20 protein-coding genes are annotated in these 25,008 nt (G+C 71.5%); 1 reads left to right on the top strand and 19 read right to left on the bottom strand.

Annotated features, from left to right (window positions below; genetic code table 11):
- Nucleotides 1-4 precede the first annotated feature (4 nt).
- Both NYE39_RS00250 and dnaE read right to left on the bottom strand, forming a co-directional pair.
- On the bottom strand, nucleotides 5-2,164 hold the full coding sequence (locus NYE39_RS00250) for a S9 family peptidase (protein ID WP_341011548.1): 2,160 nt from the start codon (nucleotides 2,162-2,164) through the stop codon (nucleotides 5-7).
- On the bottom strand, nucleotides 2,161-5,760 hold the full coding sequence (gene dnaE / locus NYE39_RS00245; protein ID WP_341011547.1) for a DNA polymerase III subunit alpha: 3,600 nt from the start codon (nucleotides 5,758-5,760) through the stop codon (nucleotides 2,161-2,163). Before dnaE ends, NYE39_RS00250 begins: the two co-directional genes overlap by 4 nt.
- A gap of 172 nt (nucleotides 5,761-5,932) precedes the next feature.
- Here dnaE and NYE39_RS00240 point away from each other — a divergent pair, with 172 nt between their 5' ends.
- Nucleotides 5,933-7,468, top strand: coding sequence for an AMP-binding protein (locus NYE39_RS00240; protein ID WP_341011546.1), 1,536 nt, complete (start codon nucleotides 5,933-5,935; stop codon nucleotides 7,466-7,468).
- Nucleotides 7,469-7,520: 52 nt separating this feature from the next.
- Here NYE39_RS00240 and NYE39_RS00235 read toward each other — a convergent pair whose 3' ends face one another.
- The 17 genes from NYE39_RS00235 to NYE39_RS00155 form a co-directional block, all read right to left on the bottom strand.
- Nucleotides 7,521-8,456 (bottom strand): RluA family pseudouridine synthase, encoded by a 936-nt coding sequence (locus NYE39_RS00235; protein ID WP_341011545.1) that lies wholly within the window; start codon nucleotides 8,454-8,456, stop codon nucleotides 7,521-7,523.
- Nucleotides 8,449-9,048 (bottom strand): signal peptidase II, encoded by a 600-nt coding sequence (gene lspA, locus NYE39_RS00230; RefSeq protein WP_341011544.1) that lies wholly within the window; start codon nucleotides 9,046-9,048, stop codon nucleotides 8,449-8,451. The genes NYE39_RS00235 and lspA overlap by 8 nt, the downstream gene beginning before the upstream one ends.
- The gene (locus tag NYE39_RS00225; protein WP_341011543.1) at nucleotides 9,021-9,740 is read right to left on the bottom strand and encodes a TraR/DksA family transcriptional regulator; all 720 of its coding nucleotides are present in this window, start codon (nucleotides 9,738-9,740) and stop codon (nucleotides 9,021-9,023) included. Before NYE39_RS00225 ends, lspA begins: the two co-directional genes overlap by 28 nt.
- Before the next feature lie 173 nt (nucleotides 9,741-9,913).
- Nucleotides 9,914-11,011: a DivIVA domain-containing protein gene (locus NYE39_RS00220; protein WP_341011542.1), complete on the bottom strand. Its 1,098-nt coding sequence runs from the start codon at nucleotides 11,009-11,011 to the stop codon at nucleotides 9,914-9,916.
- Nucleotides 11,012-11,082: 71 nt separating this feature from the next.
- Nucleotides 11,083-11,358, bottom strand: coding sequence for a YggT family protein (locus NYE39_RS00215; protein WP_072624286.1), 276 nt, complete (start codon nucleotides 11,356-11,358; stop codon nucleotides 11,083-11,085).
- A gap of 53 nt (nucleotides 11,359-11,411) precedes the next feature.
- Entirely contained in the window at nucleotides 11,412-11,885 is a 474-nt protein-coding gene (locus tag NYE39_RS00210) for a cell division protein SepF (protein WP_341011541.1), read from the bottom strand.
- A gap of 48 nt (nucleotides 11,886-11,933) precedes the next feature.
- Entirely contained in the window at nucleotides 11,934-12,632 is a 699-nt protein-coding gene (locus NYE39_RS00205; protein ID WP_341011540.1) for a YggS family pyridoxal phosphate-dependent enzyme, read from the bottom strand.
- On the bottom strand, nucleotides 12,629-13,360 hold the full coding sequence (locus NYE39_RS00200) for a polyphenol oxidase family protein (protein WP_341011539.1): 732 nt from the start codon (nucleotides 13,358-13,360) through the stop codon (nucleotides 12,629-12,631). Before NYE39_RS00200 ends, NYE39_RS00205 begins: the two co-directional genes overlap by 4 nt.
- Before the next feature lie 83 nt (nucleotides 13,361-13,443).
- Nucleotides 13,444-14,769 carry a cell division protein FtsZ gene (gene ftsZ, locus NYE39_RS00195; protein ID WP_341011538.1) on the bottom strand — a complete coding sequence of 442 codons (1,326 nt, stop codon included), beginning with the start codon at nucleotides 14,767-14,769 and terminating at the stop codon, nucleotides 13,444-13,446.
- 147 nt (nucleotides 14,770-14,916) lie between these two features.
- Nucleotides 14,917-15,660 carry a cell division protein FtsQ/DivIB gene (locus NYE39_RS00190; protein WP_341011537.1) on the bottom strand — a complete coding sequence of 248 codons (744 nt, stop codon included), beginning with the start codon at nucleotides 15,658-15,660 and terminating at the stop codon, nucleotides 14,917-14,919.
- Nucleotides 15,657-17,096, bottom strand: a complete 1,440-nt coding sequence (murC, locus tag NYE39_RS00185; protein ID WP_341011536.1) for a UDP-N-acetylmuramate--L-alanine ligase — start codon at nucleotides 17,094-17,096, stop codon at nucleotides 15,657-15,659. The genes NYE39_RS00190 and murC overlap by 4 nt, the downstream gene beginning before the upstream one ends.
- The gene (gene murG / locus NYE39_RS00180; RefSeq protein WP_341011535.1) at nucleotides 17,089-18,201 is read right to left on the bottom strand and encodes an undecaprenyldiphospho-muramoylpentapeptide beta-N-acetylglucosaminyltransferase; all 1,113 of its coding nucleotides are present in this window, start codon (nucleotides 18,199-18,201) and stop codon (nucleotides 17,089-17,091) included. The genes murC and murG overlap by 8 nt, the downstream gene beginning before the upstream one ends.
- Complete coding sequence (gene ftsW / locus NYE39_RS00175; protein ID WP_341011534.1) at nucleotides 18,198-19,478, bottom strand: putative lipid II flippase FtsW; 1,281 nt, start codon at nucleotides 19,476-19,478, stop codon at nucleotides 18,198-18,200. The genes murG and ftsW overlap by 4 nt, the downstream gene beginning before the upstream one ends.
- Nucleotides 19,479-19,480: 2 nt before the next feature.
- Nucleotides 19,481-20,980 carry a UDP-N-acetylmuramoyl-L-alanine--D-glutamate ligase gene (murD, locus tag NYE39_RS00170; RefSeq protein WP_341011533.1) on the bottom strand — a complete coding sequence of 500 codons (1,500 nt, stop codon included), beginning with the start codon at nucleotides 20,978-20,980 and terminating at the stop codon, nucleotides 19,481-19,483.
- The gene (gene mraY / locus NYE39_RS00165; protein WP_084450661.1) at nucleotides 20,977-22,059 is read right to left on the bottom strand and encodes a phospho-N-acetylmuramoyl-pentapeptide-transferase; all 1,083 of its coding nucleotides are present in this window, start codon (nucleotides 22,057-22,059) and stop codon (nucleotides 20,977-20,979) included. The genes murD and mraY overlap by 4 nt, the downstream gene beginning before the upstream one ends.
- Entirely contained in the window at nucleotides 22,056-23,462 is a 1,407-nt protein-coding gene (locus NYE39_RS00160) for a UDP-N-acetylmuramoyl-tripeptide--D-alanyl-D-alanine ligase (protein ID WP_341011532.1), read from the bottom strand. The genes mraY and NYE39_RS00160 overlap by 4 nt, the downstream gene beginning before the upstream one ends.
- Nucleotides 23,459-24,997: a UDP-N-acetylmuramoyl-L-alanyl-D-glutamate--2,6-diaminopimelate ligase gene (locus NYE39_RS00155; protein ID WP_341011531.1), complete on the bottom strand. Its 1,539-nt coding sequence runs from the start codon at nucleotides 24,995-24,997 to the stop codon at nucleotides 23,459-23,461. The genes NYE39_RS00160 and NYE39_RS00155 overlap by 4 nt, the downstream gene beginning before the upstream one ends.
- Nucleotides 24,998-25,008: the final 11 nt, after the last annotated feature.

Here is a 25,008-nt window from a genome sequence, read left to right as displayed (position 1 = left end):
GCGGTCACACCCGCTCGGTGGCCCCGATCCGGTCGAGCACCCAAGCCCACTCCCACGCCGCCTGCTCCCAGGCGTCGTAGCGGCCCGACCGACCGCCGTGGCCGGCGCTCATCTCGGTGCGCAGCACGATCGGCCGGTCGGCGTCGTGCCGGGTCACCTCACGCAGGCGGGCCACCCACTTCGCCGGCTCGGTGAAGTAGACCCGCGTGTCGTGCAGCGAGGTCGTCGCGAGGATCGCGGGGTACTCGGCGGGCGCGATGTTTTCGTACGGGGTGTAGCCGCGCATGTAGGCGTAGACCTGCGGGTCCTCGAGCGGGTTGCCCCACTCCTCCCACTCACCGACGGTCAACGGCAGGTCGGGTCGCAGGATCGTCGTCAGCGCGTCGACGAAGGGGACGGCCGCGAGGACCGCCGCGAACCGCCCCGGCGCGAGGTTGGTCGCGGCACCGACGAGCAGACCGCCGGCGGACCCCCCTTCGATCGCGAGGCGGTCGCGCGCCACCCAGCCGGTCTCGTGGAGGTGCTCGGCCGCCGCGACGAAGTCGGTGAAGGTGTTGCGCTTGGCGAGCATCTTGCCGTCGTCGTACCAGTGCCGGCCGAGCTCGCCGCCGCCGCGCACGTGCGCCACGGCGTAGACGACGCCACGGTCGAGCAGCGACAACCGTGCGATGGAGAAGTAGGGGTCGAGGCTGATCTCGTAGCTGCCGTACCCGTAGAGCAGGCCGGGGTGGCTGCCATCGGGCTCGGTGCCGCGCCGCATGACGAGCGAGACCGGCACCCGGGTGCCGTCGGGCGCGGTGGCCCAGGTGCGCTGCTGCTCGTAGGCGTCGAGGTCGACCCCGATGACGGGCTGCCGCTTGAGCACGCTCTGCTCACCCGTGGCGACGACGACGTCGAGCACGGTGCGCGGGCTGACCCACGACTCGTGGACGACCCGGATCCGGTCGGTGTCGGGGTCGGAGACCGGTCCGAGCGCGAGGCTGGCCAGGTCGCCGTCGAGGCCGAGGGCGAGGGGCGGTCCGTAGTCCGAGGCGACGAAGGGGGTCTCCCCCGCGGCCCGAACCCGCGGCAGCACCCGCAGCGTGGGCAGCCCGTCGGCGCGCAGGGAGAGCACGGCGAAGTCGTCGAAGGCGTCGACCCCGACGAACCGCTCGCCCTCGTCGCGCTCGAGCAGCGGCTGCCACTGCTCGTGGCTCGTCGCGTCGAGGGGGGCCCACGCGAGGTTGCCCTCGGGCTGGCGTTCGTTGTGGACGATGAGCAGGTGGTCGGCCGCCGGCTCGACGTCGTACTCGACGCCCTCGCGCCGGGGGGCGACGCAGCGCATCGGGGCGGTCGGGTCGTCGGCGTCGATGAGGTGGACCTCCGACGTCGTCTTGCTGCCGAGGCCCAGGACGATCCAGCGCTCGTCGCGGCTCGTGCCGAGGCCCATCCAGAAGCGCTCGTCGTCCTCGCGGTGCACGAGCGCATCGGCCTCGCGCGCGGTGCCGATCTCGTGCCGCCACACCTCGTGGGGGCGCCAGGCGTCATCCACGGCGACGTGGAAGAGGTGGCGCCCGTCGCGGGAGAAGGCCAGGCCGTACCCGGCGCCGGTGATCGACTCGTCGAGGACCTCGCGGGTCGCGATGTCCAGCACCGTGACGTCGAAGCGCTCGTCGCCGGTCACGTCGACCGCGTAGGCCATGCGGGAGTGGTCGGCGCTCACCTCGAAGCCCCCGAGCGAGAAGAACTCGTGCCCCGCAGCGAGCTCGTTGCCGTCGACGAGGACGACCTCGCCGGGCAGCGGCTGCGAGGGGTCGAGCTCGGGGACGGCCGAGCGGTCGGTCAGCGGTGCGCGGCACTGGATGGCGTACTGGCTGCCCTCGACGGTGCGCGAGTAGTACCACCAGTCGCCGGAGGCGACGGGCACGCTGAGGTCGGTCTCGAGCGTGCGGCTCTTGATCTCGTCGAAGATCTGCTGACGAAGGGGGGCCAGGTGCGCCGCGGTCGCCTCGGCGTAGGCGTTCTCGGCCTCGAGGTGGGCGAGGACCTCCGGGTCCTCGCCGTCACGCAACCACTCGTAGGGGTCGGCGACGTCGTCGCCGTGGTGGCTGCGGGTCCAGGGTCGCTGGGCCGCGACGGGAGGGGTGAGGTGCTCCCCCTTCGCCGGCGTGGTCACGTCGCTCATGCCGACACCGCCCGAGCGCCGAGGATCACCTTGAGGTCACCGATGAGCGCCTCGGTCGGCTCGACCCGGTAGGCCGCGTCGACGGACATCGTCACCGACCGTCCGGGCTGGACGAGCTTGATCTGCACGTCGGTGCTGCCGGGGTGCTGCGAGAGGACCTGCTTGACCTCCTCGATGCGCCCGGTCGTCGCCCGGGCGTAGTCGAGGGTCAGCACGACCGGGCCACGCGGCCCGTCGGTGAGCTCGGGGATCTGCAGGTCCTCGGCGTAGATGGAGACCGAGTCGTCTCGGGCGTTCACGCGGCCGCGGACGACGGCGACGATGTCCTGGGTGAGCATCGTCTGGACCGTCAGGTAGGTCTTGGGGAAGAAGAGGCACTCGATGGCACCCTCGAGGTCCTCGACCGTCGCGATGGCCCAGAGGTCGCCCTTCTTGGTCCGCTTGACGCTCAGGCCCGTGACGAGCCCGGCGATCGTGACGGTGGCATTTTCCTTCACCCCCGAGTCGGCCTGGGTGAGGGTCGCGATGGACGTGTCCGCCGCGCGCTGGAGCACGTGCTCGACGCCGAAGAGGGGGTGGTCGGAGACGTAGAGACCGAGCATCTCGCGCTCGTTGCTCAGCTTGGCGCGCTTGTCCCACTCGACCTGCGGGATCGGCCGCAGCCCCATCCCCTCGATGCCCGCACCGCCGGCGTCGGCCTGGTCGTCCCCGCCGAACATGTCCCACAGCGAGTCCTGGCCGACGGCCTCCTGCCGCTTGACCCCGACGAAGGCGTCGACGTACTCCTCGTGGACCATGACGAGGCCCTGGCGCGGGTGGCCGAGGTCGTCGAAGGCGCCGGCCATGATGAGCGACTCGATGGTCCGCTTGTTGCACACGACCGCCGGGCACTTGGCGAGGAAGTCGTCGAAGGAGGTGAAGGCGCCCTTCTCCTCGCGGGCCGCGATGATCGCCTCGACGACGTTGCGGCCGACGTTGCGGATCGCGTTGAGGCCGAAGCGGATGTCGGCGTCGACGGCGGCGAAGGGACCGACCGACTCGTTGACCGACGGCGGCAGCACCTTGATGCCCATCCGGCGGCACTCGTTGAGGTAGAGGGCCGACTTGTCCTTGTCGTCACCGACGGACGTGAGCAGCGCCGCCATGTACTCGGCCGGGTAGTTGGCCTTGAGGTAGGCGGTCCAGTACGACACGAGACCGTAGGCAGCCGTGTGCGCCTTGTTGAAGGCGTAGTCGGAGAAGGGGACGAGGACGCCCCACAGCGCGGCGATCGACTCCTCGTTGTAGCCGTTGGCCTTCATGCCCTCGGAGAAGGGGATGTACTCGGCGTCGAGCACCTCCTTCTTCTTCTTGCCCATGGCGCGGCGCAGGAGGTCGGCGTTGCCGAGCGTGTAGCCCGCCAGCTTCTGCGCGATCTCCATCACCTGCTCCTGGTAGATGCAGAGACCGTATGTCGTGCCCAGGATCGGGCCGAGCGCCTCCTCCATCTGCGGCTGGAGCTTGCCCTTGAGCGCCGGGTCGAGCGGGATGACCTCCTGCCGACCGTTCTTGCGCAGCGCGAAGTTGGTGTGCGCGTTGACACCCATCGGGCCGGGTCGGTAGAGCGCGAGGGCGGCGGAGATGTCCTCGAAGTTGTCCGGCTGCATCAGCCGCAGCAGGGTGCGCATGCCGCCACCGTCGAGCTGGAAGACGCCGAGGGTGTCACCGCGCGAGAGCAGGCGGTAGGTCGCCTTGTCGGTCATGTCCTTGGAGAGGGCGTCGAGGTCGATCTCCTCGTCGCGGTTGCTCTTGATGTTGATCAGCGCGTCGTCGAGGATCGTCAGGTTGCGCAGGCCGAGGAAGTCCATCTTGACCAGCCCGAGCGTCTCGCACGTCGGGTAGTCGAACTGCGTGAGCACCTGGCCGTCGTTGAGCCGGCGCATGATCGGGATGACGTCGATGAGCGGCTCGCTCGACATGATGACGCCGGCGGCGTGCACGCCCCACTGGCGCTTGAGCCCCTCGAGGCCCTTGGCCAGGTCGACGACCTCGCCGAGGTGCTTCTCCGACTCGACGAGCTCGCGGAACTCCTGCCCCTCGCCGAAGCGGTCGTGCTCCTTGTCCCACATCTTCGCCAGCGGCACGCCCTTGCCCATGACGTCGGCGGGCATGGCCTTGGTCAGCTGCTCGCCGACGTTGAAGGGGTGGCCCATGACGCGGGCCGCGTCCTTGACCGCCTGCTTGGCCTTGATCGTGCCGTAGGTGGCGATCATCGCGACCCGCTCGTCGCCGTACTTGTCGGAGACGTAGCGGATGACCTCGGAGCGCCGACGCTCGTCGAAGTCGACGTCGAAGTCGGGCATCGACTTGCGCTCGGGGTTGAGGAAGCGCTCGAAGATCAGGCCGTGCGGGATCGGGTCGAGGTCGGTGATACCCATCGCGTAGGCGCACATCGAGCCGGCACCGGAACCACGCCCCGGCCCGACGCGGATGCCGTTGTCCTTGGCCCAGTTGATGAAGTCGGCGACGACGAGGAAGTAGCCCGGGTAGCCCTTGCCGACGATGACGTCGATCTCGTAGTCGGCCTGGCGCTGCGCGTACTCGGGGATGCCGTCGGGGAAGCGCCGGTGCAGCCCGGTCTGGACCTCCTTGATGAACCACGAGGTCTCGTCCTCGCCCGGCGGGCAGTCGAAGCGCGGCATGTAGCGGCCCTCACCCTCGGTGAAGGAGACCTCGCACATGTCGGCGACGAGCAGGGTGTTGTCGCAGGCCTCGGGCAGCTCGCGCCACAGCTGGCGCATCTCGGCGGGCGACTTGAGGTAGTAGCCCTCGCCGTCGAACTTGAATCGGTCGGGGTCGTGCAGCTTGGAGCCGGAGTTGATGCACAGCAGGGCGTCCTGCGCGATCGCGTCCTCCTGCTTGACGTAGTGCAGGTCGTTGGTCGCCAGGAGCGGCAGCTGGAGGTCCTTGGCCAGACGCATGAGGTCCTCGCGGACCCGACGCTCGATCTGGTTGCCGTGGTCCATCAGCTCGAGGAAGTAGTGCTCACGACCGAAGATGTCGCGGAACTCCGACGCCGCCTCGATCGCCTTGTCGTACTGCCCCAGGCGCAGGCGGGTCTGGATCTCGCCCGACGGGCACCCGGTCGTGGCGACCAGCCCCTCGCCGTACTGCGAGAGCAGCTCGCGGTCCAGCCGCGGCCACTTGGCGAAGACCGAGTCGAGCGACGCCCGGCTGCCCATCGTGAAGAGGTTGTGCATGCCGGTGTTGTTGCGCGCCAGCAGCGTCATGTGGGTGTAGGCGCCACCACCGGAGACGTCGTCGCCGCGCGGGGTCCGCTCGTCGCCCCACTTGACCTTGACCTTGTCGGTGCGGTGCGTGCCGGGCGCGACATAGGCCTCGAGCCCGATGATCGGCTTGACGTCGTAGGACTGCGCCGTCTTCCAGAACTCGTGCGCGCCGAAGAGGTAGCCGTGGTCGGTCATCGCGATCGCCGGCATGCCCATCTCCTGGGCGGTGGAGAACATGTCCTTGATGCGCGCGGCGCCATCGAGCATCGAGTACTCGGTGTGGTTGTGCAGGTGGACGAAGTTCTCGGAACGCGGCAGCTCGGACATCGACCCGAGTCTAGATCGCCCCACCGACACCCCGGAACGCCGCCGGTCGCCTCCCGCGCACCACTCGGCGCGCCGCCGCTCGAGACGTGCGGTACCCGCGCGCGAAGGGGGTTAACGTCGCCTTGACAGAGTCGTCCACACCTCATGGAGGTTCCACCGGATGTTCGTGCCCATGTCCGTCAACGACTTCATCGACCGCGCTGCCGCCGTCTACGGCGAGCGCCTGGCGGTCGTCGACGAGCCGGACCAGCCGGCGCCCCCGCTCGAGGGCGTGACCTACGCCCGCATGCGGCAGCTCGCCAACGCGCAGGCCGCCCACCTCGACTCCCTGGGCATCGAGGTCGGCGACCGCGTCGCCGTCGTCTCGCACAACTCCGCGCGGCTGCTCACGAGCTTCTTCGGGGTCGCCGGGTCCGGCCGCGTCCTCGTGCCGATCAACTTCCGCCTCGCCCCCGAGGAGGTGAAGTTCATCGTCGAGCACTCCGGAGCGCGCGTCCTCTACATCGACCCCGAGCTCACCTCGCTCATCGACGAGGTGTCCGCGGAGCACACCTTCGTCCTCGGCGAGGACGAGCACCTCTTCGGCGCGGGGGCCGACGGCACCCCTGCCGAGCCTCGCGCCTGGGAGGCCGACGAGAGTGCGGTCGCGACGATCAACTACACCTCCGGCACCACCGCGCGGCCCAAGGGGGTGCGGATCACCCACCGCAACATCTGGACCAATGCGGTGACCTTCGGCCTCCACGCCGGCATCAGCGACCGCGACGTCTACCTGCACACGCTGCCGATGTTCCACGCCAACGGCTGGGGCATGCCCTTCGCCATGACCGGTGTGGGCGCCCAGCACGTCGTCATCCGCAAGATCGACGGCGCCGAGATCCTGCGCCGCGTGGAGCGGCACGGGGTCACGGTCATGTGCGCCGCACCGGCCGTGGTCAGCTCCGTCCTCGCCGCCGCGGCGGAGTGGGAGGGCGAGATCCCGGGCCGCGACCGGGTGCGCATCATCGTCGCCGGCGCTCCCCCGCCCACGCAGACGATCGCCCGCGTCGAGACCGAGCTGGGCTGGGAGTTCATCCAGATCTACGGCCTGACCGAGACCTCTCCCCTGCTGACGATCAACCGGTCCCGGGCCGAGTGGGACGACCTGACCCCCGAGGAGCGCGCCGGCAAGCTCGTGCGCGCCGGGTCCCCCGCCATCGGCTGCCGGATGAAGCTCGACGAGGAGAGCGGCGAGGTCCTGGCCCGCTCCAACGTCGTCATGGAGGGCTACCACGACCTGCCCGAGGAGACCGAGCGCACCTTCGACGGCGGCTGGTTCCACACCGGTGACGGCGGCACGATCGGCGACGACGGCTACGTGACGATCAGCGACCGCAAGAAGGACGTCATCATCACCGGCGGCGAGAACGTCTCCTCGATCGAGGTCGAGGACGTCCTCTTCTCCCACCCTGACGTCACCGAGGTCGCGGTCATCGGCGTTCCCGACGACAAGTGGGGCGAGACGATCAAGGCCCTCGTGGTCGTCGACACGGACGCCAGCGTGACCGAGGCCGACCTCATCGCCTGGTGCAAGTCCAAGGCCGCCGGCTACAAGGCGCCGACGTCGATCGAGTTCCGCGACGAGCTGGCGCGCACCGCGACCGGCAAGCTGCAGAAGTTCAAGCTGCGCGCCCCCTACTGGGAGGGCCGCGACCGTCAGGTCAACTGACCCATGACGAAGGGGAGGGTGCCGGTCCGCCGGCCCCCTCCCCTTCGTCGTGTCAGTGCATCTCTGCGAGCCGGTCCAGCGCCGTCTGCAGGTCCTGCGGGTAGGTGCTCTCGAAGTGCACGTAGTCGCCGGTGCCGGGGTGGATGAACCCCAGCCCCATGGCGTGCAGCCACTGGCGCTCGAGGCCGAGCTTGCGGGCCAGGGTCGGGTCGGCCCCGTAGGTCGGGTCACCGACGCAGGGGTGACGCAACGCGGCCATGTGCACGCGGATCTGGTGGGTGCGCCCGGTCTCGAGCTTGATCTCGAGCAGCGACGCGTGGCGGAAGGCCTCGAGGAGCTCGTAGTGGGTCACGGCGTGCTTGCCGGAGTCCATGACGGCGAACTTGTAGTCACCGCCGGGGTGACGGCCGATCGGCGCGTCGACCGTGCCGACGTGCGGGTCGGGCAGGCCTTGGACGAGCGTGTGGTAGGTCTTGTCGACCGTGCGCTGCTTGAAGGCGCGCTTGAGGACCGAGTAGGCGTACTCGCTCTTGCACACGACCATCAGGCCCGAGGTGCCGACGTCGAGCCGCGAGACGATGCCCTGCCGCTCGCTCGCACCACTCGTGCTGATCCGGTAGCCCGCGGCGGCGAGCCCGCCGAGCACGTCGGGGCCGGACCAGCCCACGCTGGGGTGGGCGGCGACGCCGACCGGCTTGTCGACGACGACGATGTCGTCGTCGTCGTGGACGATGCGCATCCCGGGGACCGGTTCGGCGACGACGGCGAGCGTCGGACTCTCGTCGACGGCGGGCAGGGTGACCTCGATCCGGTCGCCGGCGCTCACCCGGGCCGACTTGGCCACCGTGGCCCCCTCGAGGAGGACCTTGCCCTCGGCGGCGAGGTCGGCCACCCGAGTGCGCGAGAGACCGAAGAGCCGCGAGACGGCGGCGTCGACCCGCTCCCCCTCGAGCCCGTCGGGCACGAGCACGTTGCGGACATCACCCATCGGTCTGCTCCTCGTCGTCGTGGCGGCCGGCGGCGTGCTTCGGGCGGGACCCGTCGAGGCCGATGTTGGCGAAGGTCAGCCACACGAGCACTGCCGCCCCGCCGACGATCGCGATGTCGGCGACGTTGCCGACGAAGAGCCCGCCGTAGTCGATGAAGTCCACGACGTGACCGTGCAGCGGTGCCGGGTCGCGGAAGAAGCGGTCGTAGAGGTTGCCGAGGGAGCCGCCGAGGAGCAGGCCGAGGGCCAGGGCCCAGCGGCCCGACCCCACGCGCAGCGCCGCCCACAGGATCGCGATGGTCACGCCGACGGCGACAAGGGTCATCACCCAGGTCATGTCGTCGCCGATCGAGAAGGCCGCGCCGGAGTTGCGGATCAGGCGAAGGGAGAGCAGGTCACCGACGAGCGGCACGACCCGGCCGTCGGTCAGGGCACCGAGCGCCCAGACCTTGGTGGCCTGGTCGAGCACGAGCGTGACGACGGCTGCGATGACATACCAACGAAGCACCCCGGGGCGCGATCGGCTCGCGGGGGTGTCGTGGTCGGGTGGGGTGTCCGGGGCGCTCAGCGCCGCTCCTGTCGACTCTTGCATGACATGCACAGGGTCGCACGAGGATAGGCCTGGAGTCGAAGCTTGCCGATCGGGTTGCCGCAGGACTCGCAGATGCCGTAGGTCCCCTCGTCGATCCGCTCGAGCGCGTGGCGGTTCTGCTCGAGGCCGGTGCGGGCCCCGGCGACGAGGCTCAGCTCGTGCTCCCGCTCGAAGGACTTCGCCCCGGCGTCGGCTTGGTCGTCGCCGGCACCGTCGATCGGCTCCTTGAGGAACTCGTTGAGGTCGGTCTCGGCGGACGCGATCTCGGCGGTGAGCCGCTCGATCTCGGTCTCGAGCTCGGAGCGGACCTCCTTGAGCTCCTTGGCGGTCCAGGGGCTCTCGTCCTCACGGACGACGAGTCGCTCGGGCGCCGCCTTCTTCGTGACCGTCTTCTTCGCCGGCGCTTTCTTCGTCGCCGCCTTCTTCGTCGCCGACTTCTTGGCAGCGGCCTTCGTGGTGGCCTTCTTCGGCGCGGGCTTCGTCGCCGGCGCCTTCTTCGTCGCCGACTTCTTGGCAGCGGTCTTGGTCGCTGCGGTCTTGGTGGTGGTGCTCGTCTTCTTCGCCGCGGACGTCTTCTTCGCCCCGCTCGTGGCCGCAGGCTTGGTGGCCCCGGTCTTGTTGGCCTTCGAGGCACCCGACCCCTTGGTCGCCGCCTTCGTGGCCGTCTTCTTCGCCGCCATGACCGTCCTCACTCGGAGATGGTCCGTACCCCTGCACGGACCAGAGTCAACGAAGGGTACGACGTTTTCGGGCCGTGAGCGCGCTCACCGCGCCGTGTTCTTCGTTTGCTCACCCGACGGGTGCGCCGGGAGACGACGACGCGGCGTCACCCGCGTGGGGTGACGCCGCGTCGTGGTCGCGCAGGTCAGTGCTTGGCGCTGGCCTCGGGGGCGACGCTCGCCTGGGTGTCCAGACCCTTGAGCTGGCCGGAGATGAAGTCCTTGAGCTTGCGGCGGTAGTCGCGCTCGTAGGTCGTCAGCTCGGCGATCTGGCTCTCGATCTTCGACTTCTGGGCGTTGAGGTCGTCGAGGATCTTCTTGCGCTGGGCCTCGGCCTCGCTGACCATCGTGGTGCTCTTGGTCTGGGCGTCGGAGACCAGCTTGTCGCGCTGAGTCGTGCCCTCGCCGATGAACTGGTCGCGCTTGCCCTGACCGGTCTTGATGAACTCGTCGTGCTTGCTCTGACCCGTCGAGAGCAGCTCGTCGTGCTTGCTCTGGCCCGTCGAGACGAGCTCGTCGTGGCGGCGCTGCGCCTCGGCGATGAGCTTGTCGCGCTGGGTCTGGCCCTCGGCGACGTGCTCGTCGTGCAGGCGCTGCGCGAGGGCGATGAGGCCAGAAGCCCCGGCACCGCCACCGGCGGCGGCAGCCATCTGGCCCGCCCCGGAGTCGTTGCTCGCGGCCGCGGCCGCGGGAGCCTTGGCGGCCTCGTCCTGGCGAGCCTTGGCCTCGGCCTCGGCCTTCTCGGCGGCGGCGTTGGCGGCCTTGATGCGCTCCTGCGCGGCAGCCTCGGCCTCGTCGGCGCGGGCGTTGACCGTCGCGATGCGCTCGTCGGCACCCTGCTGGGCCTTGGAGAGGTTGGCGGCGTCGCCCTTGGCGCGCTCGTCGTCGGCGCGCGCGCTCTGCTCGAGGTCGCTCGCGCGCTTCTCGGCGGCGGCGCGGGCGGCGGTCTCCTTGTCGAAGCGCGAGCGCAGGTCCTCCAGACGCGTGCGCAGGTCGCGGTTCTCCCGGGTCAGCGCCTCGTCGGCCTTGCCGGAGTCGGTCGCGGCGGCGACCGGCATGGCAGCCTTGCGGGAGCCGGATCCGTCCTGGGCGCGAGCCCGCAGGTCCTCCGAGTCCTTGACCATGCGACGCATCTCGGCGACGACCTCGTCGAGGAAGTCGTCGACCTCGCGCTCGTCGTAACCACGACGGAACTGAGTCTGGGTGAAGGTCTTGTTGAGGACGTCCTCGGGCGTGAGCGCCATTGTTCCTCCGTATGCGTTCGGACAGGTTGCTTGCTCGTGGCGCAAGTGCGCGCACGGGCATCGAGGCCAGCCTAGACGATGCGCAGGAGCAGTGAGACCACGATGATCAGCACGAGGAAGGCGAGGTCGAGGGCGACCCCGCCGATCCGCACGGGCTTGATGACCTTGCGGATCGCTCGCAGTGGCGGATCGGTGAGGGTGTAGATGGCCTCGGCGACGACGAGGATCACGCCCTTGGGCCGCCACTGGCGGGCGAAGACCTGGATCCAGTCGAGGACGAGACGTCCGATGAGGATGAGGAAGTAGACGTACAGCACGAGGTGCAGCACGTCACGGACGATCGACATGGAACCAGCCTAGGTCGGGGGTCTGGACCCCACCTGTGAGGTCGTGCGGAAGCTCAGCTCTGGTTGAACAGGGCGCGCGGCTGGGGCGCCTCGCCACCCTCGGCGTCGACCTCGATGTGCTCCGGCGAGAGCAGGAAGACCTTGTTGGTCACCCGCTCGATCGACCCGTGCAGACCGAAGACCAGACCCGCGGCGAAGTCGACGAGCCGCTTGGCGTCGGAGTCGTCCATGTCGCTGAGGTTCATGATGACGGGCGTGTTGCTGCGGAAGCTCTCGCCGATGGCCCGGGCGTCGTTGTAGGTGCTCGGGTGGATCGTCGTGATGCGGTTCATCGGGGTGACCTCCACCTCGCGGACGGCCGGTGCGGTGGGGACGCGACGCAGGGGGGTGACCTCCGCGGCGGCGTGCTCCTCCTCGAGGACCTCGTGGCCCGCGTCGTACTCGTCGACGTAGTCGTCGTACTCGTCGTAGCGCTTGTCGTCCTCGGCGAGCCCGAGGTAGACCATCGCGTTGCGCAGTGCCGTCATGTCCTCAAATCCTTTGTCGTACCGGTTGCCTCGTCGGTGTCACCGAAGTTACCGGTGTGACGGACGATCTCCGAGGATTGCCGTCCCGACACGCAGGTGTGTCGCGCCGTGGCGCACCGCTGCCTCGAGGTCCCCGCTCATGCCGGCCGAGACCCAGGTCGCCTCGGGATGGTCGGCCCGCAGCGCGTCGGCCAGCGCGGCCAGCCGGGCGAAGGCGGGCTCCGGGTCGGCGCCGAGCGGCGCCACGGCCATGAGCCCACCCAGGCGAAGGGAGCTGCTCGCGATCGCGTCGGCGAGGGCGGGCACGTCCTCGGGGGCCGCTCCCCCACGTCGGCTGTCCCCGGCGGGGTCGAGGTCGACCTGCACCAGGGCGGTGACCTCGCGACCCGCGGCCTCGGCGCCGCGCGCGAGCGCACCGACGAGCTTGGGCCGGTCCACCGACTGCACGACGTCCGCCCAGCGGGTCACGGCGCCGGCCTTGTTGGACTGCAGCTGACCGATGAAGTGGGTGCGCACACCCGGCGGCGGCCCCCCGTCGGCCAGCTTGGCCGCGGCCTCCTGCTCGCGGTTCTCCCCGAGGTCACGCATGCCGAGCTCGGCCAGCAGGTCGACGTCGCTGCGGGGGAAGAACTTCGTCACGACGACCAGGTGGACCTCGTCACGGCTGCGGCCGGCGGCCTCGCAGGCCGCGGCGATCCTCCCTTCGACGGTGGCGAGGCGCTCGGCCAGCTCCTCCCGGCGGCTCATGCGGGACGCCCGACGATGCCGGCGAAGCGGCCGGTGAGGCCGTCGCGGCGGTAGGAGTAGAGCGCGGCGTCCTCGCGGGCGCAGCCCGGGATCCACTCGACGGGCACGCCCGCGGCCTGCAGCTGGTCGACGACCCCGGTGGCGACGTCGATGGCCGGCGTCCCGGTCCAGGTGAGAGCGGCAGAGGCCGGCGAGACCTCGATGGCCGCCGCGCGCATGTCGGCCGGCACCTCGTAGCAGCGCCCGCACACCGACGGCCCGACGGTGGCCCGCAGGTCGCTGGCCCCGAGGTCCCGCATCGCCTCGACGAGTCGGCGCACGACTCCGCCGACCATGCCCGGACGGCCGGCGTGGGCCGCGCCGACGAGCGGCCCGGCGGTGTCGTGGAGCAGGACCGGCGTGCAGTCGGCGACGAGGACGCCCAGGGCGGTGCCGGGCAGGTCGGTGACGAGCGCATCGCCCTCGGCGACGGCGCCCGTGGCGGTACGGGGCCCGTCGAGCAGCTCGCGGGTCACGTGGACGACGTCGGTGCCGTGCACCTGGTCGGCGACCACGAGCGACAGGCCGAGGGCCTGCTCGACGGCCCCGCGGTTGGCGCGGACGGCGTCGGGCTCGTCGCCGACGTGGGCGCCGAGGTTGAGACCGGCGAAGGGAGCCACACTCACCCCGTCGTGGCGGTCGGTGAAGGCTCGCACGAGCCCCGGCGCGTCATCTCTCCAGGCGAACACGCCTGCAACCTATCGCCCGGGACCCCCGGGACGACGCAGGGCCCCGACCGGATCGGTCGGGGCCCTGCGGGAGGTCGCTCAGCTCACTTGAGGAAGTCCGGGACGTCGAGGTCGTCGCCGTCGTCGAAGGTGACCTGCCGCGGCGGGGTGGCCTGACGCGGCTGCGCCGGCTGCTGCTGCGGCTGCCCCTGGGCCGGCTGCTGGGCGGGCTGCTGCGGCTCGGCCTGCGCCGGCTGCTGCTGTGCCGGGGCCGGCTGCTGGGCGGGCTGGGTCTGGGCCGGACGCTGCTGCGCGGGCGCCTGCTGCTGGGCAGGGGCCTGCTGCGCAGGCACCTGCTGGGCCGGGCGCTGCTGCGCCGGACGCTGCTGGGCGGGCGCGGCCTGCTGCTGCGGCTGCGCCGGGCGCCCCTGGCCGCCGGACTGGACCTGACCGAGGGCCCGGTCGTCCGGTCGCTGCTGCGGGGCACCCCCGTCGAATCCGGCGGCGATGACGGTGACCCGCACCTCGTCGCCGAGGGCGTCGTCGATGACCGCACCGAAGATGATGTTGGCCTCGGGGTGGGCGGCCTCCTGCACCAGACGGGCGGCCTCGTTGATCTCGAAGAGACCGAGGTCGCTGCCACCCTGGATCGACAGCAGGACACCGTGCGCACCGTCGATGCTCGCCTCGAGCAGCGGCGACGAGATCGCCAGCTCGGCGGCCTGGACGGCGCGGTCCTCGCCCCGGGCCGAGCCGATGCCCATGAGGGCGGAGCCGGCCCCCTGCATGACGGACTTGACGTCGGCGAAGTCGAGGTTGATCAGACCGGGCGTGGTGATCAGGTCGGTGATGCCCTGGACACCGGAGAGCAGGACCTGGTCGGCGCTGCGGAAGGCGTCGAGCATGCTCACGGCCCGGTCGCTGATCGACAGCAGCCGGTCGTTGGGGATGACGATGAGCGTGTCGACCTCGTCGCGCAGCGCGCCGATGCCGGACTCGGCCTGGTTGGCCCGACGGCGACCCTCGAAGGTGAACGGGCGGGTCACGACACCGATGGTGAGCGCACCGAGGCTCTTGGCGATCTTGGCCACGACCGGGGCACCACCCGTGCCGGTGCCACCACCCTCACCGGCGGTGACGAAGACCATGTCGGCCCCCTTGAGGACCTCCTCGATCTCCTCCGCGTGGTCCTCGGCGGCCTTCTTGCCGACCTCGGGGTCGGCGCCGGCGCCCAGACCGCGGGTCAGCTCACGGCCGACGTCGAGCTTGACGTCGGCGTCGGACATCAGGAGCGCCTGGGCATCGGTGTTGATCGCGATGAACTCGACGCCCTTGAGGCCGACCTCGATCATCCGGTTGATGGCGTTGACGCCACCGCCGCCGATGCCGACGACCTTGATAACGGCCAGATAGTTCTGGGCTGATGCCACGGGGACTCCTGTTGCTGCTGCTCGGTGGTGCCTCAACCCCAAAACTCAAGGTGAACTTCAGGGTTACAGTTTGGTCACGCTCGGTGTGCGGGTGACGTTATGCGGCCCGGGCCGCAGGGGCAAACGCCACGCCCGCGTGTCGTCAGCCTATCCCGTGGTGACCGGCGTGTCCGGCGCGGAGACGTCGATCGTCTTCGGCTTCTTGTCGAGGAGGATCTTGATGACCCTCACCTTGAGATCGGGACTGCTGCCGTCCCCCCACACGACCTCGGTCCGCCCGAGCGTGAAGGTGATCTGGTCGGCCGAGTCGACGGTGACGTCGTCGACCTCCTCGCGCAGGTCGTCCGGGAGGGCCGCGAGCATCCCCTGGGCAGCTCGCACGCCGTGGCCGGAGACCTCCGCGCCGCCGTCCGCAGTCACCGTCGGCACGCCCTTGGGCGGCGAGCCGACGGTCCGGATCGCCACGCCGTCGAGGTCGAGCAGGCGGTAACGGTCACCCTCGAGACGCACCGCCAATGCCGGAACCCTCGATGTCACCTTGACCTTCAGGGTGCGGGGCCAGCCCCGCTCGACGCTGGCGTGCGCGGCACCGGGCACCTCGGAGGTGATGGTGCGCGAGACGCCGTCGCCGTCGACCCGGGCCAGCGGCGTGCCGATCTGCTCCTCGGCGATCTGCTCGATCTCGGCCCGGTCGGCGGGATCGGCCCCGGTGACCTCGACCTCGCGGGTGGCCAGCAGGGAGGAGAACCCGACGACCCAGCCGAGCCCGACGGCGAGCGCGACGACGACCAGGAGGACCAGCCACCGACGAGCGCGCTGCCCGCGCACCTGAGCGGCGCGCTGGGCGAAGCGCTCCTCGGTCGCCTCCCGGGTCCCGCTCCCCCGGCTCATCGGCCCAGGGCCTCGAGCAACCGCGGGCCGAGGTGGGTGACGTCGCCGGCGCCGACGGTGAGCACGAGGTCGCCGTCGGTGGCGCCCTGAGCGACGGCCGCGATCGCGTCGTCGGTGGAGACGACCCGGGCCGAGCGTCCCTGCGCCACGAGCGGCTCGCTGATCAGGTGCGAGCCGACGCCGGGCACCGGGTCCTCACGGGCGCCGTAGACGTCGAGCAGCAGCACCTCATCGGCCGGAGCCAGACCGGCGGCGAAGCCGGCCGCGAAGTCGCGGGTGCGGGAGTACAAGTGCGGCTGGAAGATCACCCACAGGCGGTGCTCGCCGGCGATCTCCTTGGCGGTGCGCACGACCGCCTCGACCTTGCCGGGGTTGTGCGCGTAGTCGTCGACGACGGTGACGCCGCGCGCCACCCCCTTCGTCTCGAAGCGCCGTCGGGTCCCGCCGTAGGCGGCGAGCCCGTCGAGGACCGCCTGGGCCTCGGTGCCGACGCCGTGCGCGGCGGCGGCGTAGGCCGCTGCGGCGTTGAGCAGGTTGTGCCGCCCCGGGACGCTGATCGACAGCTCCCTGCGGGCACCGCCCTCGACGAGCGTGGCGCTCGCGCTGGTGCCGTCGAGCACCGGGTCGACCAGCCGCACGTCGGCGCCCTCGCCGAAGCCGTAGCGCAGCACCCGCACCCCCGCGGCCTCGGCCCGGGCGGCCAGCCGCTCGGAGCCGGCGTCGTCGGCGCAGGCGACGAGCAGCCCGCCGTCGGTGATCGTCTCGGCGAACTCGAGGTAGGCGGCCTCGACCGTCGCGAAGTCGCCGTAGAAGTCGAGGTGGTCGGGCTGGACGTTGGTGACGACCGCGACCTGCGGCGTGTAGGCGAGGAAGGACCCGTCGGACTCGTCGGCCTCGGCGACGAAGGGGGTGCCCACACCGAGCGCGGCGTTGACCCCCTGCGTGGCCAGCTCGCCACCGAGGGCGAAGGAGGGCTGCGCCCCCGCCTCGAGCAGGGCGACGGTGAGCATCGAGCTGGTGGTCGTCTTGCCGTTGGCTCCGGCGACCGCGATGCGGGTCTGCTCCCCCATCGCCGAGGCGAGCGCCTGGCTGCGGTGCAGCACCCGCAGACCGGCGGCACGCGCAGCCGCCAGCTCGGGGTTGTCCTCACGGATCGCCGAGGAGACGACGACGGTGTCGGCGCCTTCGAGGTGGGCCGGGTCGTGCCCCACCCAGATCGTCGCGCCGCGCTCGCGCAGCCGCTCGAGGAGCGGCGAGTCGTGGGCATCGCTGCCCCGCACCTCGACACCCGCGTCGAGCAGCAGCCGCACGATGGCCGACATGCCGGCGCCACCGGCGGCGAGCACGTGGACGACTCCGAGCTCGGCCAGTGGCACCCGTGGTGCCAAGACGTCGAAGCGGGGGTTGCGCGGGACCTCGGGCAGCGCGTCAACCACGACGGCCACCTCGTGCCCACGCGTCGGCGACCATGTCGGCGAGCGTCTCGTCGGCGTCGCGGTGCCCCACGGACTCCGCGGCCTGCGACATCGAGCGCAGACGCGCACCGTCGCCCAGCAGCGGCACGATCTCGCGGGCCACCCAGGCCGGGTCGACGTCGGCGTCCTCGACGAGCAGGCCACCGCCCGCCTCGACGACGCCTGCGGCGTTGAGCCGCTGCTCGCCGTTGCCGATGGGCAGCGGGACGTAGACGCCGGGCAGCCCGACCGCGGTCAGCTCGCAGACGGTGTTGGCCCCGGCGCGGCAGACGACGGCGTCGGCGGCGGCATAGGCCAGGTCCATCCGGTCGACGTAGGGCAGGACGACGTAGGGCACCGACGGGTCGCCACCCGTCGCGACGAAGTCCTTGCCCGCGCCGGTCGCGTGCAGCACCTGCACCCCGGCGTCGCGCAGCGTCGCGACGCTGGCCTCGAAGGCGTCGTTGAGCCGCTTGGCGCCGAGCGAGCCGCCGGTGACGAGGAGGACCGGCAGGTCATCGCGCAGCCCCAGCCCGGAGCGCGCCTGCGCGCGGGTCGCCGCACGGTCGAGCGCGACGATCTCGGGCCGCAGCGGCATGCCGATGACCCGACCGCCGGCGAGCTTGGTCCCGGGGAAGGTCACCCCGATGTGGTCGCTGAAGCGGGCCCCCACCTTGTTGGCGACGCCGGCCCGCGCATTCTGCTCGTGGATGACGATCGGGACGCCGGCCTTGCGGGCGGCGAGGTAGGCCGGCGTCGAGACGTATCCGCCGAAGCCGACGACGACCTGGGCGTCGACCTGCTCGATCGCCCGCCCGGCGGCCGCGACGGCCCGCCGCAGGTTGACCGGCAGGCGCACGAGGTCGCCGGAGGGCTTGCGGGGCAGCGGGACCTTGGGGACGGTCGCGAAGTCGTAGCCGCGCTCGGGGACGAGCCGCGACTCCAGGCCCTCGCTCGTGCCCAGGGCGAGGATCTCGACTGCGGGGTCGCGGCGGCGCAGGCAGTCGGCGAGGGCGAGCAGCGGGGACACGTGCCCTGCGGTGCCACCCCCCGCCAGCAGGATGCGTGAGGGGCGGGTGGGCGTCATCGCGACGATGTCCTCCTGCTCGGGATGCGGGCGAGCAGGGCGCGCGCCCGCGAGGGCTTGGCGGCGATCATCTCAGAGCACCCCGGCTCGCTTCGAGCGAAGCTCAGCAGGATGCCGACGGCGAGCATCGAGGTCACGAGCGATGACCCGCCGGAGGAGACGAAGGGCAGCGGGACGCCGATGACCGGGAGCATCCCGATGACGGCGCCGATGTTGATCATCGCCTGCACGAGCACCCAGGTGCAGATGCCGGCGGTGGCGACGCGGACGAAGAAGTCGTCGGTGCGCGTGACCAGGCGCAGCCCGGCCACGGCGAAGGCGGCGAAGAGCGCGAGGATCGTCAGCGTGCCGATGAGGCCGAGCTCCTCGCCGATGATCGCGAAGATGAAGTCGTTGTAGGGCTCGGAGAGCCAGCCCCACTTCTCGCGGCTGGCGCCGAGGCCGACGCCGAACCAGCCACCGTCGGCGAGGGCGTAGCGCCCGTGGATCGACTGGCGGCAGATGCCGTAGTAGAGGTCGGAGCCGGGCGCGCACTGCGTCGGGTCCAGCCAGATCTGGATGCGCTGCATGCGGTTGTTGCCGATGTTGGCGGCGAGCATCCCCAGCAGGGCCAGCAGCCCACCGCCGAGCGCGAACCACCGCAGCTGCACGCCGGCCGCGAAGAGCATGCCGACGGCGATCGCGCAGATGACCATCGCGGTCCCCATGTCGTGCCCGAGCATGACGAGCCCGACGATCAGCAGCATCCCCGGCAGGACGAAGGGGATGAGCGCGTGCTTGATCGAGCCGAGCAGCGCCCGCTTGCGCTCGAGGACCAGCGCACCGGCGAGCACGAGACCGACCTTGGCCACCTCGCTCGGCTGGATCGACAGGGACCCGACACCGATCCAGTTGCGGTTGCCCTGGAAGCCGAAGCCGAGGGGCGTCAGCACGAGCAGCAGCAGCACGATCGAGGCGCCCACGGCCGGCATGGCCATGCGCTTCCAGAAGGCGATGCTGCGCCGCGAGGACCACCACAGCGCGAGCCCGCCGGCGAGGGCGAAGACGAACTGCTTGAGGAAGATCGTGAAGGAGCTGTCGTTTTCCTTCAGCGAGACGATCATCGACGCCGACAGCACCATGACCAGGCCGATGCCGACGAGCAGGCCGACGATGCCCAGGAGCAGGTAGTAGGTCGTCATCGGCGACTCGAAGCGCGCGGTCCACTCGTCGACCCGGGTGGAGCGGGTGCGGCGCGCGCCGCTGCGACCGGACCCGGTCGCTGCGCTGCTGCTCACGCTCACCCCTCCTGCAGGTACCTGTGCACCGCGGCGGCGAAGGCGTCGCCGCGGGCCCCGTAGTTGTCGAACATGTCCATGGATGCGGCTGCCGGGGCCAGCAGCACCGCGTCTCCCGGCATCGCGAGCGTGGCCGCGTGCCGGACGACGAGGTCCATCGCCCCAGTGTCCGTCGCGGCGACGTCGATCACGGGGACATCGGGCGCGTGTCGGGCGATGGCCGCGGCGATCTGCTCGCGGTCGCGACCGATGAGCACGGCGGCGCGCAGTCGACCGGCGGCCGCCGCGACGAGCTCGTCGACGTCGGCACCCTTGAGCAGGCCGCCGGCCACCCACACGACGTGCTCGTGGGAGGTCAGGCTCGCGAGAGCGGCGTGGGGGTTGGTCGCCTTGGAGTCGTCGATCCAGTGGACCTCGCCGGCGGTCGCCACGTGGGCGATGCGGTGCGGCTCGGGCTGCCAGGCCCGCAGCCCGTCGCGCACGGCGACGGGCGGCACCCCGTGGGCCCGGGCGAGCGCGGCGGCGGCCAGGGCATTGGCGACGAGGTGCGGGGCCACGCTCGGGGCCTCGCCCTGCAGGTCGGCCAGCGTGCCGAGCTCGGCGGCGGAGGTCTCGCGCTCGGCGACGAAGGCCCGGTCGGCGAGGACGTCCTCGACGAGCCCGAGCATCGACAGGCCGGGCGTGCCGAGGGTGAAGCCGACGGCGCGGCAGCCCTCGACGACATCGGCCTCCTCGACGAGTCGGCGGGTGGCCGGGTCCTGCTCGTTGTAGACGCAGGCGACCTCGGCGTTGGCGAAGACCTTGCCCTTGGCCGCGGCGTACTCCTCGAGCGAGCCGTGCCAGTCGATGTGGTCGGGCGCGATGTTGAGGCAGGCCGCAGCCTGCGGGCGAAGCGAGTGGCTCCAGTGCAGCTGGAAGCTCGACAGCTCGACGGCGATGACGTCGTAGGGCTCGGGGTCCTGGACGAGGTCGAGCACCGGCGTGCCGACGTTGCCGGCGCTCGCGGCCCGCAGGCCCGCGGCGCGCAGCATCGAGGTGAGCATCTGCACCGTCGTCGTCTTGCCGTTGGTGCCGGTGACGAGCAGCCAGGGCGCTCCCCCGGCGCGCGGGCGCATCCGCCACGCGAGCTCGACGTCACCCCAGATCGGGATGCCGGCCGCGGCCGCCGCGGCGAGCAGCGGCTGGTGCGGGGGCCAGCCCGGCGAGGTGACGACGAGGTCGATCTCGTCGGCCGGCACCGGCAGCGCGCTCTCGGCGCCGTCACCGAGGTGCAGCTGCGCGTCGAGCACCTCGAGGATCTGGGCCCGCTGGGCCATCTGGGTGTCGGGCTCGGGCGTCTTGGCGTCGACGACGTGCACCCGGGCGCCGTACTCGAGGAGCGCGTCGGCGGCCGCGAAGCCGGAGACGCCCAGCCCGGTGACGACGACCCGCAGGCCGGCCCAGTCGGCCTCGCGGCAGGTCAGACCGGCCAGACGCTCCTCGCGGGAGGCGGCGTCGGTCACGGTGCCCCCACGACCCACTCGGCGTAGAAGATCGCCAGGCCGAGCGCGACGAAGAGGCCGGCCACGATCCAGAAGCGGATGACGATCGTCACCTCCTGCCACCCGAGCAGCTCGAAGTGGTGCTGCAGGGGCGCCATGCGGAAGACCCGCTTGCCGGTGGACTTGAAGGAGGCGACCTGGATGATCACCGAGAGGGTGATCGTCACGAAGAGGCCGCCGAGGATGACGACGAGCAGCTCGGTGCGCGAGAGGATCGCCAGACCGGCGATCGCGCCGCCGAGGGCGAGCGATCCGGTGTCCCCCATGAAGATCTTGGCCGGCGAGGCGTTCCACCACAGGAAGCCGAAGCAGGCACCGGTGCCGGCCGCGGCGACGACGGCGAGGTCGAGCGGGTCCCGCACGTCGTAGCAGTTGGCGCCGGGGCTGGTCTGGCAGTTCTGGTTGAACTGCCAGATGGAGATGACGACGTAGGCCCCGAAGACCATGACCGAGGCGCCTGTCGCCAGACCATCGAGACCGTCGGTGAGGTTCACGCCGTTGGACGTGCCCGCGATCATGAGGTTGGCCCAGAGCACGAAGAGGATCACGCCGACGAAGGGGGCGAAGAAGGCCAGGTCGAGCGCGGTGTCGCGCACGAAGGAGATGCTCGTCGAGGCCGGGCGGCGCAGCGCGTCGTTGGGGAACTGCAGGGCGAGGACCGCGAAGGTCACGCCGACGAGGGTCTGCCCGATGAGTTTCTCCCCCGACTTCAGGCCGAGGCTGCGCTGCTTGCTGATCTTGATGTAGTCGTCGGCGAAGCCGACGGCACCCAGACCCACCATGAGGAAGAGCACGAGGACGCCGCTGGCGGTCGGCGACTGCCAGGTGACGAGGTGCGCGACGGCGTAGGCGATGACGGTCGCGAGGATGATGACCGCGCCGCCCATCGTCGGCGTGCCGCGCTTGGTGTGGTGCGAGGTCGGACCGTCGTCACGGATGAACTGGCCGTACCCCTGCTTGACGAGGTACGTGATGAACATCGGCGTGCCGAGCAGGGCGACGACGAGTGACACGACAGAAGCGATGACCACGGCCATCATGCGTGGGCCTCCCTCTGGACGATGCGGTCTCCGAGCCACCGTAGCCCGGCGTCGCGGCTGGACTTGAAGAGGACGACGTCCGGCGCGGCGAGCTCGGCGACGAGCACCGCCTCGGCCGCGTCGGCGTCGGGCACGACCCGCACCCGCGGGCCGTCCTCACGAGCAGTGTCCCGTGCGCCGTCCGCGATCGCCGCAGCCGTCTCGCCGACGACGAGGACCTCGTCGACCCCGAGCTCCGCGGCCTCGCGGCCGACGGCGGCGTGCAGCTCGGCGGAGGCGTCTCCGAGCTCGAGCATCGTGCCGAGCACGGCCCAGCGACGACCGCCGGCGCCCATCGTCGCCAGGCTGCGCAGGGCGGCGGACATCGAGTCGGGGTTGGCGTTGTAGGCGTCGTTGACGACGACGACGCCGTCCTCGCGCCGGGTGACCTCCATGCGCCACCGGCTGAGCGGGCGGGCGTCGGCCAGGGCCGGCACGATCTGCTCGAGGCCCATCCCCGCGGCGTGCGCCGCCGCGATGACCGCCAGGGCGTTGCCGACGTGGTGGCGCCCGACGAGCCCCAGCCGCACCTGCGCCGTGCCGAAGGGGGCGATGACGGTGAAGGAGGGGGCGCCGGCCTCGTCGAGGGTGACGTCGGTGGCCCGCACGTGCGCCGCCTCCGACTCGCCGACGAGGACGACCTGCGCGGACGTGCGCTCCGCCATGACGGCGACGAGCGGGTCGTCGGCGTTGAGCACCGCGACACCGTCCGCGGGCAGGGCGGCGGGCAGCTCCCCCTTCGCCTCGGCGATCGCCTCGACCGAGCCGAACTCGCCGACGTGGGCGTGACCGACGTTGAGGACGATGCCGATGCGCGGGGGCGCGATCCGGGTGAGGTAGTCGACGTGACCGATGCCGCGGGCGCCCATCTCGACGACGAGGTGCCGCGTCGACGGGGTGATCCGGCAGACGGTGAGCGGGACGCCCACCTCGGAGTTGTAGGAGCCGACCGGGGCGATCGTCTCGCCGTCGGCGGCGAGCACGGAGCCGAGGAGGTCCTTGGTGCTCGTCTTGCCGGAGGACCCGGTGATGCCGATGACCGTCAGGTCGGGTCGGGAGTCGACGAGGTGCCGGGCCAGCGCGACGAAGCCGGCCTGCTCGTCCTCGACGACGACGCAGGGCAGCCCGTCGACCTCACGGGTCGTGAGGGCCGCGACGGCACCGGCGCGCGCGGCGCCGGGGACGAAGTCGTGCCCGTCGGCGCTCTCGCCGACACGGGCGACGTAGAGGCTGCCCGGGGCGGCCTCGCGGGAGTCGGTGACGACGGGACCGTCGACGAGGACCTGCGCGGCCTCGTCGGGTCCGCAGCCGTGGAGGCGCCCGCCGGTGATGTCGGCGACGGCGCCCAGGGTCGTGGGGATCATCCGGTGACGCTCCGGCGGTCGAGGGCGGCCCGCAGGACCGCCCGGTCGTCGTGCTCTCGGATCTCTCCGCGCACCTCTTGGCCTTGCTCGTGGCCCTTGCCCAGGACGGCGACGGTGGCGCCGGGCCCGGACTCGTGGGCGATCTCGACGGCCCGCTCGATGGCCGCCACGCGGCCTTCGACGACCTCGAGGCGGGCGCGCGAGCGGGGCCAGACGCCTTCCGCGACGGCATCGCGGATCACGGCGGGGTCCTCGTCGCGCGGGTTGTCGTCAGTGACGATGACGACGTCGGCGTGGGCGGCCGCGGAGGCACCCATGCCGGGCCGCTTGCCGGGGTCGCGGCTGCCGCCGGCGCCGAGGACGACGACGAGCAGACCGTTGGTCTGGGGCCGCAGCGCGGCGAGGGCCGCCCCGACGGCGTCGGGCGTGTGCGCGAAGTCGACGACCGCCGTCGGCAGGTCCTCACGGGTCGGGTCGCTCGGCACGACGAGCTCCATGCGGCCCGGCACGTAGGGCCGGGTGAGGATCGCGCCGGCGACCTGGCGGGAGGGGATGCCCGACTCGACGAGCGCCACGGCCGCCATCGCGGTGTTGACGCGGTTGAAGTCACCGGGCAGGGCCGACTCGAGGTGCAGCACCTCGTCGGCGCCGGTGAGTGTCATGGCGGGCTCGCGCGGGTCGCCGCCGACGACCCAGTCGGCCTCGACGTCGAGCCGGGAGGTGACCGTCGTGACGGGGACGGTGGCCTCCTGCGCCAGCCGCGCGCCCCACTCGTCGTCGACGCAGACGACGCCACGGCGGGAGCGCTCGGGGGTGAAGAGGCTCGCCTTGGCGAGGAAGTAGTCCTCCATCGTCCCGTGGAAGTCGAGGTGGTCCTGACTGAGGTTGGTGAAGAGCGCCACGTCGTAGACGACCTCGTCGACGCGGTGCAGCGTGAGCGCGTGGCTCGAGACCTCCATGACGCAGTCGTCGACGCCGCGCTCCCCCATCGTCGCGAGCAGGGCGTGCAGGTCGGTGGTCTCGGGGGTGGTGCGCACGGACTTGATCCGCTCGTCGCCGATGCGCGTCTCGATGGTCCCGATGAGCCCGGTCGTGTGGGCCAGCGCCTCGAGGGCCGAGACCATGAGGTAGGCGGTCGTCGTCTTGCCGTTGGTCCCGGTGATGCCGAACATCGTCGAGCGGCGGTCGCCGCTGTCGTAGACCGCCGCGGCGACCCGGCCGAGGACCGCACGCGGGCGTTCGACCACGACGAAGGGGAGGTCACTCCCCTTCGCCTGCAGCCGGGAGGCCCCGTCGGCGTCGGTGAGGACGGCGACGGCACCGGCCGCGACGGCCTTGTCGACGAAGTCGGCTCCGTGGGCCCGGGCACCGGGCAGGGCGGCCCACAGGTCGCCGGGGCGCACGGTCGAGGTGTCGAGGGAGACGCCGGTGACCGAGGTGGCCGGGTCACCGGGCACGGGCGCGGCGCCGCCGACGATGTCGGCGACGTCCACGAGAGTCAGCGGGCGCACCCGCTCAGGACGAGGAAAAGACACGATCCGCGACC

It is taken from the genome of Janibacter sp. FSL W8-0316 (assembly GCF_038004165.1).
In the GTDB taxonomy this organism is placed as follows: Bacteria; Actinomycetota; Actinomycetes; order Actinomycetales; family Dermatophilaceae; genus Janibacter; species Janibacter indicus.
The sequence above is the reverse complement of the archived record's forward strand: the minus strand, read 5'-3'. Positions and strand labels throughout refer to the sequence as shown.

What these genes read in the sequence shown, in the direction of transcription:
- NYE39_RS00250 (WP_341011548.1), bottom strand. Translation starts at nt 2,164, where the DNA reads ATGAGCGACGTGACCACGCCGGCGAAGGGGGAGCACCTCACCCCTCCC.
- dnaE (WP_341011547.1), bottom strand. Translation starts at nt 5,760, where the DNA reads ATGTCCGAGCTGCCGCGTTCCGAGAACTTCGTCCACCTGCACAACCAC.
- NYE39_RS00240 (WP_341011546.1), top strand. Translation starts at nt 5,933, where the DNA reads ATGTCCGTCAACGACTTCATCGACCGCGCTGCCGCCGTCTACGGCGAG.
- NYE39_RS00235 (WP_341011545.1), bottom strand. Translation starts at nt 8,456, where the DNA reads ATGGGTGATGTCCGCAACGTGCTCGTGCCCGACGGGCTCGAGGGGGAG.
- lspA (WP_341011544.1), bottom strand. Translation starts at nt 9,048, where the DNA reads ATGCAAGAGTCGACAGGAGCGGCGCTGAGCGCCCCGGACACCCCACCC.
- NYE39_RS00220 (WP_341011542.1), bottom strand. Translation starts at nt 11,011, where the DNA reads ATGGCGCTCACGCCCGAGGACGTCCTCAACAAGACCTTCACCCAGACT.
- NYE39_RS00215 (WP_072624286.1), bottom strand. Translation starts at nt 11,358, where the DNA reads ATGTCGATCGTCCGTGACGTGCTGCACCTCGTGCTGTACGTCTACTTC.
- NYE39_RS00210 (WP_341011541.1), bottom strand. Translation starts at nt 11,885, where the DNA reads ATGACGGCACTGCGCAACGCGATGGTCTACCTCGGGCTCGCCGAGGAC.
- NYE39_RS00205 (WP_341011540.1), bottom strand. Translation starts at nt 12,632, where the DNA reads ATGAGCCGCCGGGAGGAGCTGGCCGAGCGCCTCGCCACCGTCGAAGGG.
- NYE39_RS00190 (WP_341011537.1), bottom strand. Translation starts at nt 15,660, where the DNA reads ATGAGCCGGGGGAGCGGGACCCGGGAGGCGACCGAGGAGCGCTTCGCC.
- murG (WP_341011535.1), bottom strand. Translation starts at nt 18,201, where the DNA reads ATGACGCCCACCCGCCCCTCACGCATCCTGCTGGCGGGGGGTGGCACC.
- mraY (WP_084450661.1), bottom strand. Translation starts at nt 22,059, where the DNA reads ATGATGGCCGTGGTCATCGCTTCTGTCGTGTCACTCGTCGTCGCCCTG.
- NYE39_RS00160 (WP_341011532.1), bottom strand. Translation starts at nt 23,462, where the DNA reads ATGATCCCCACGACCCTGGGCGCCGTCGCCGACATCACCGGCGGGCGC.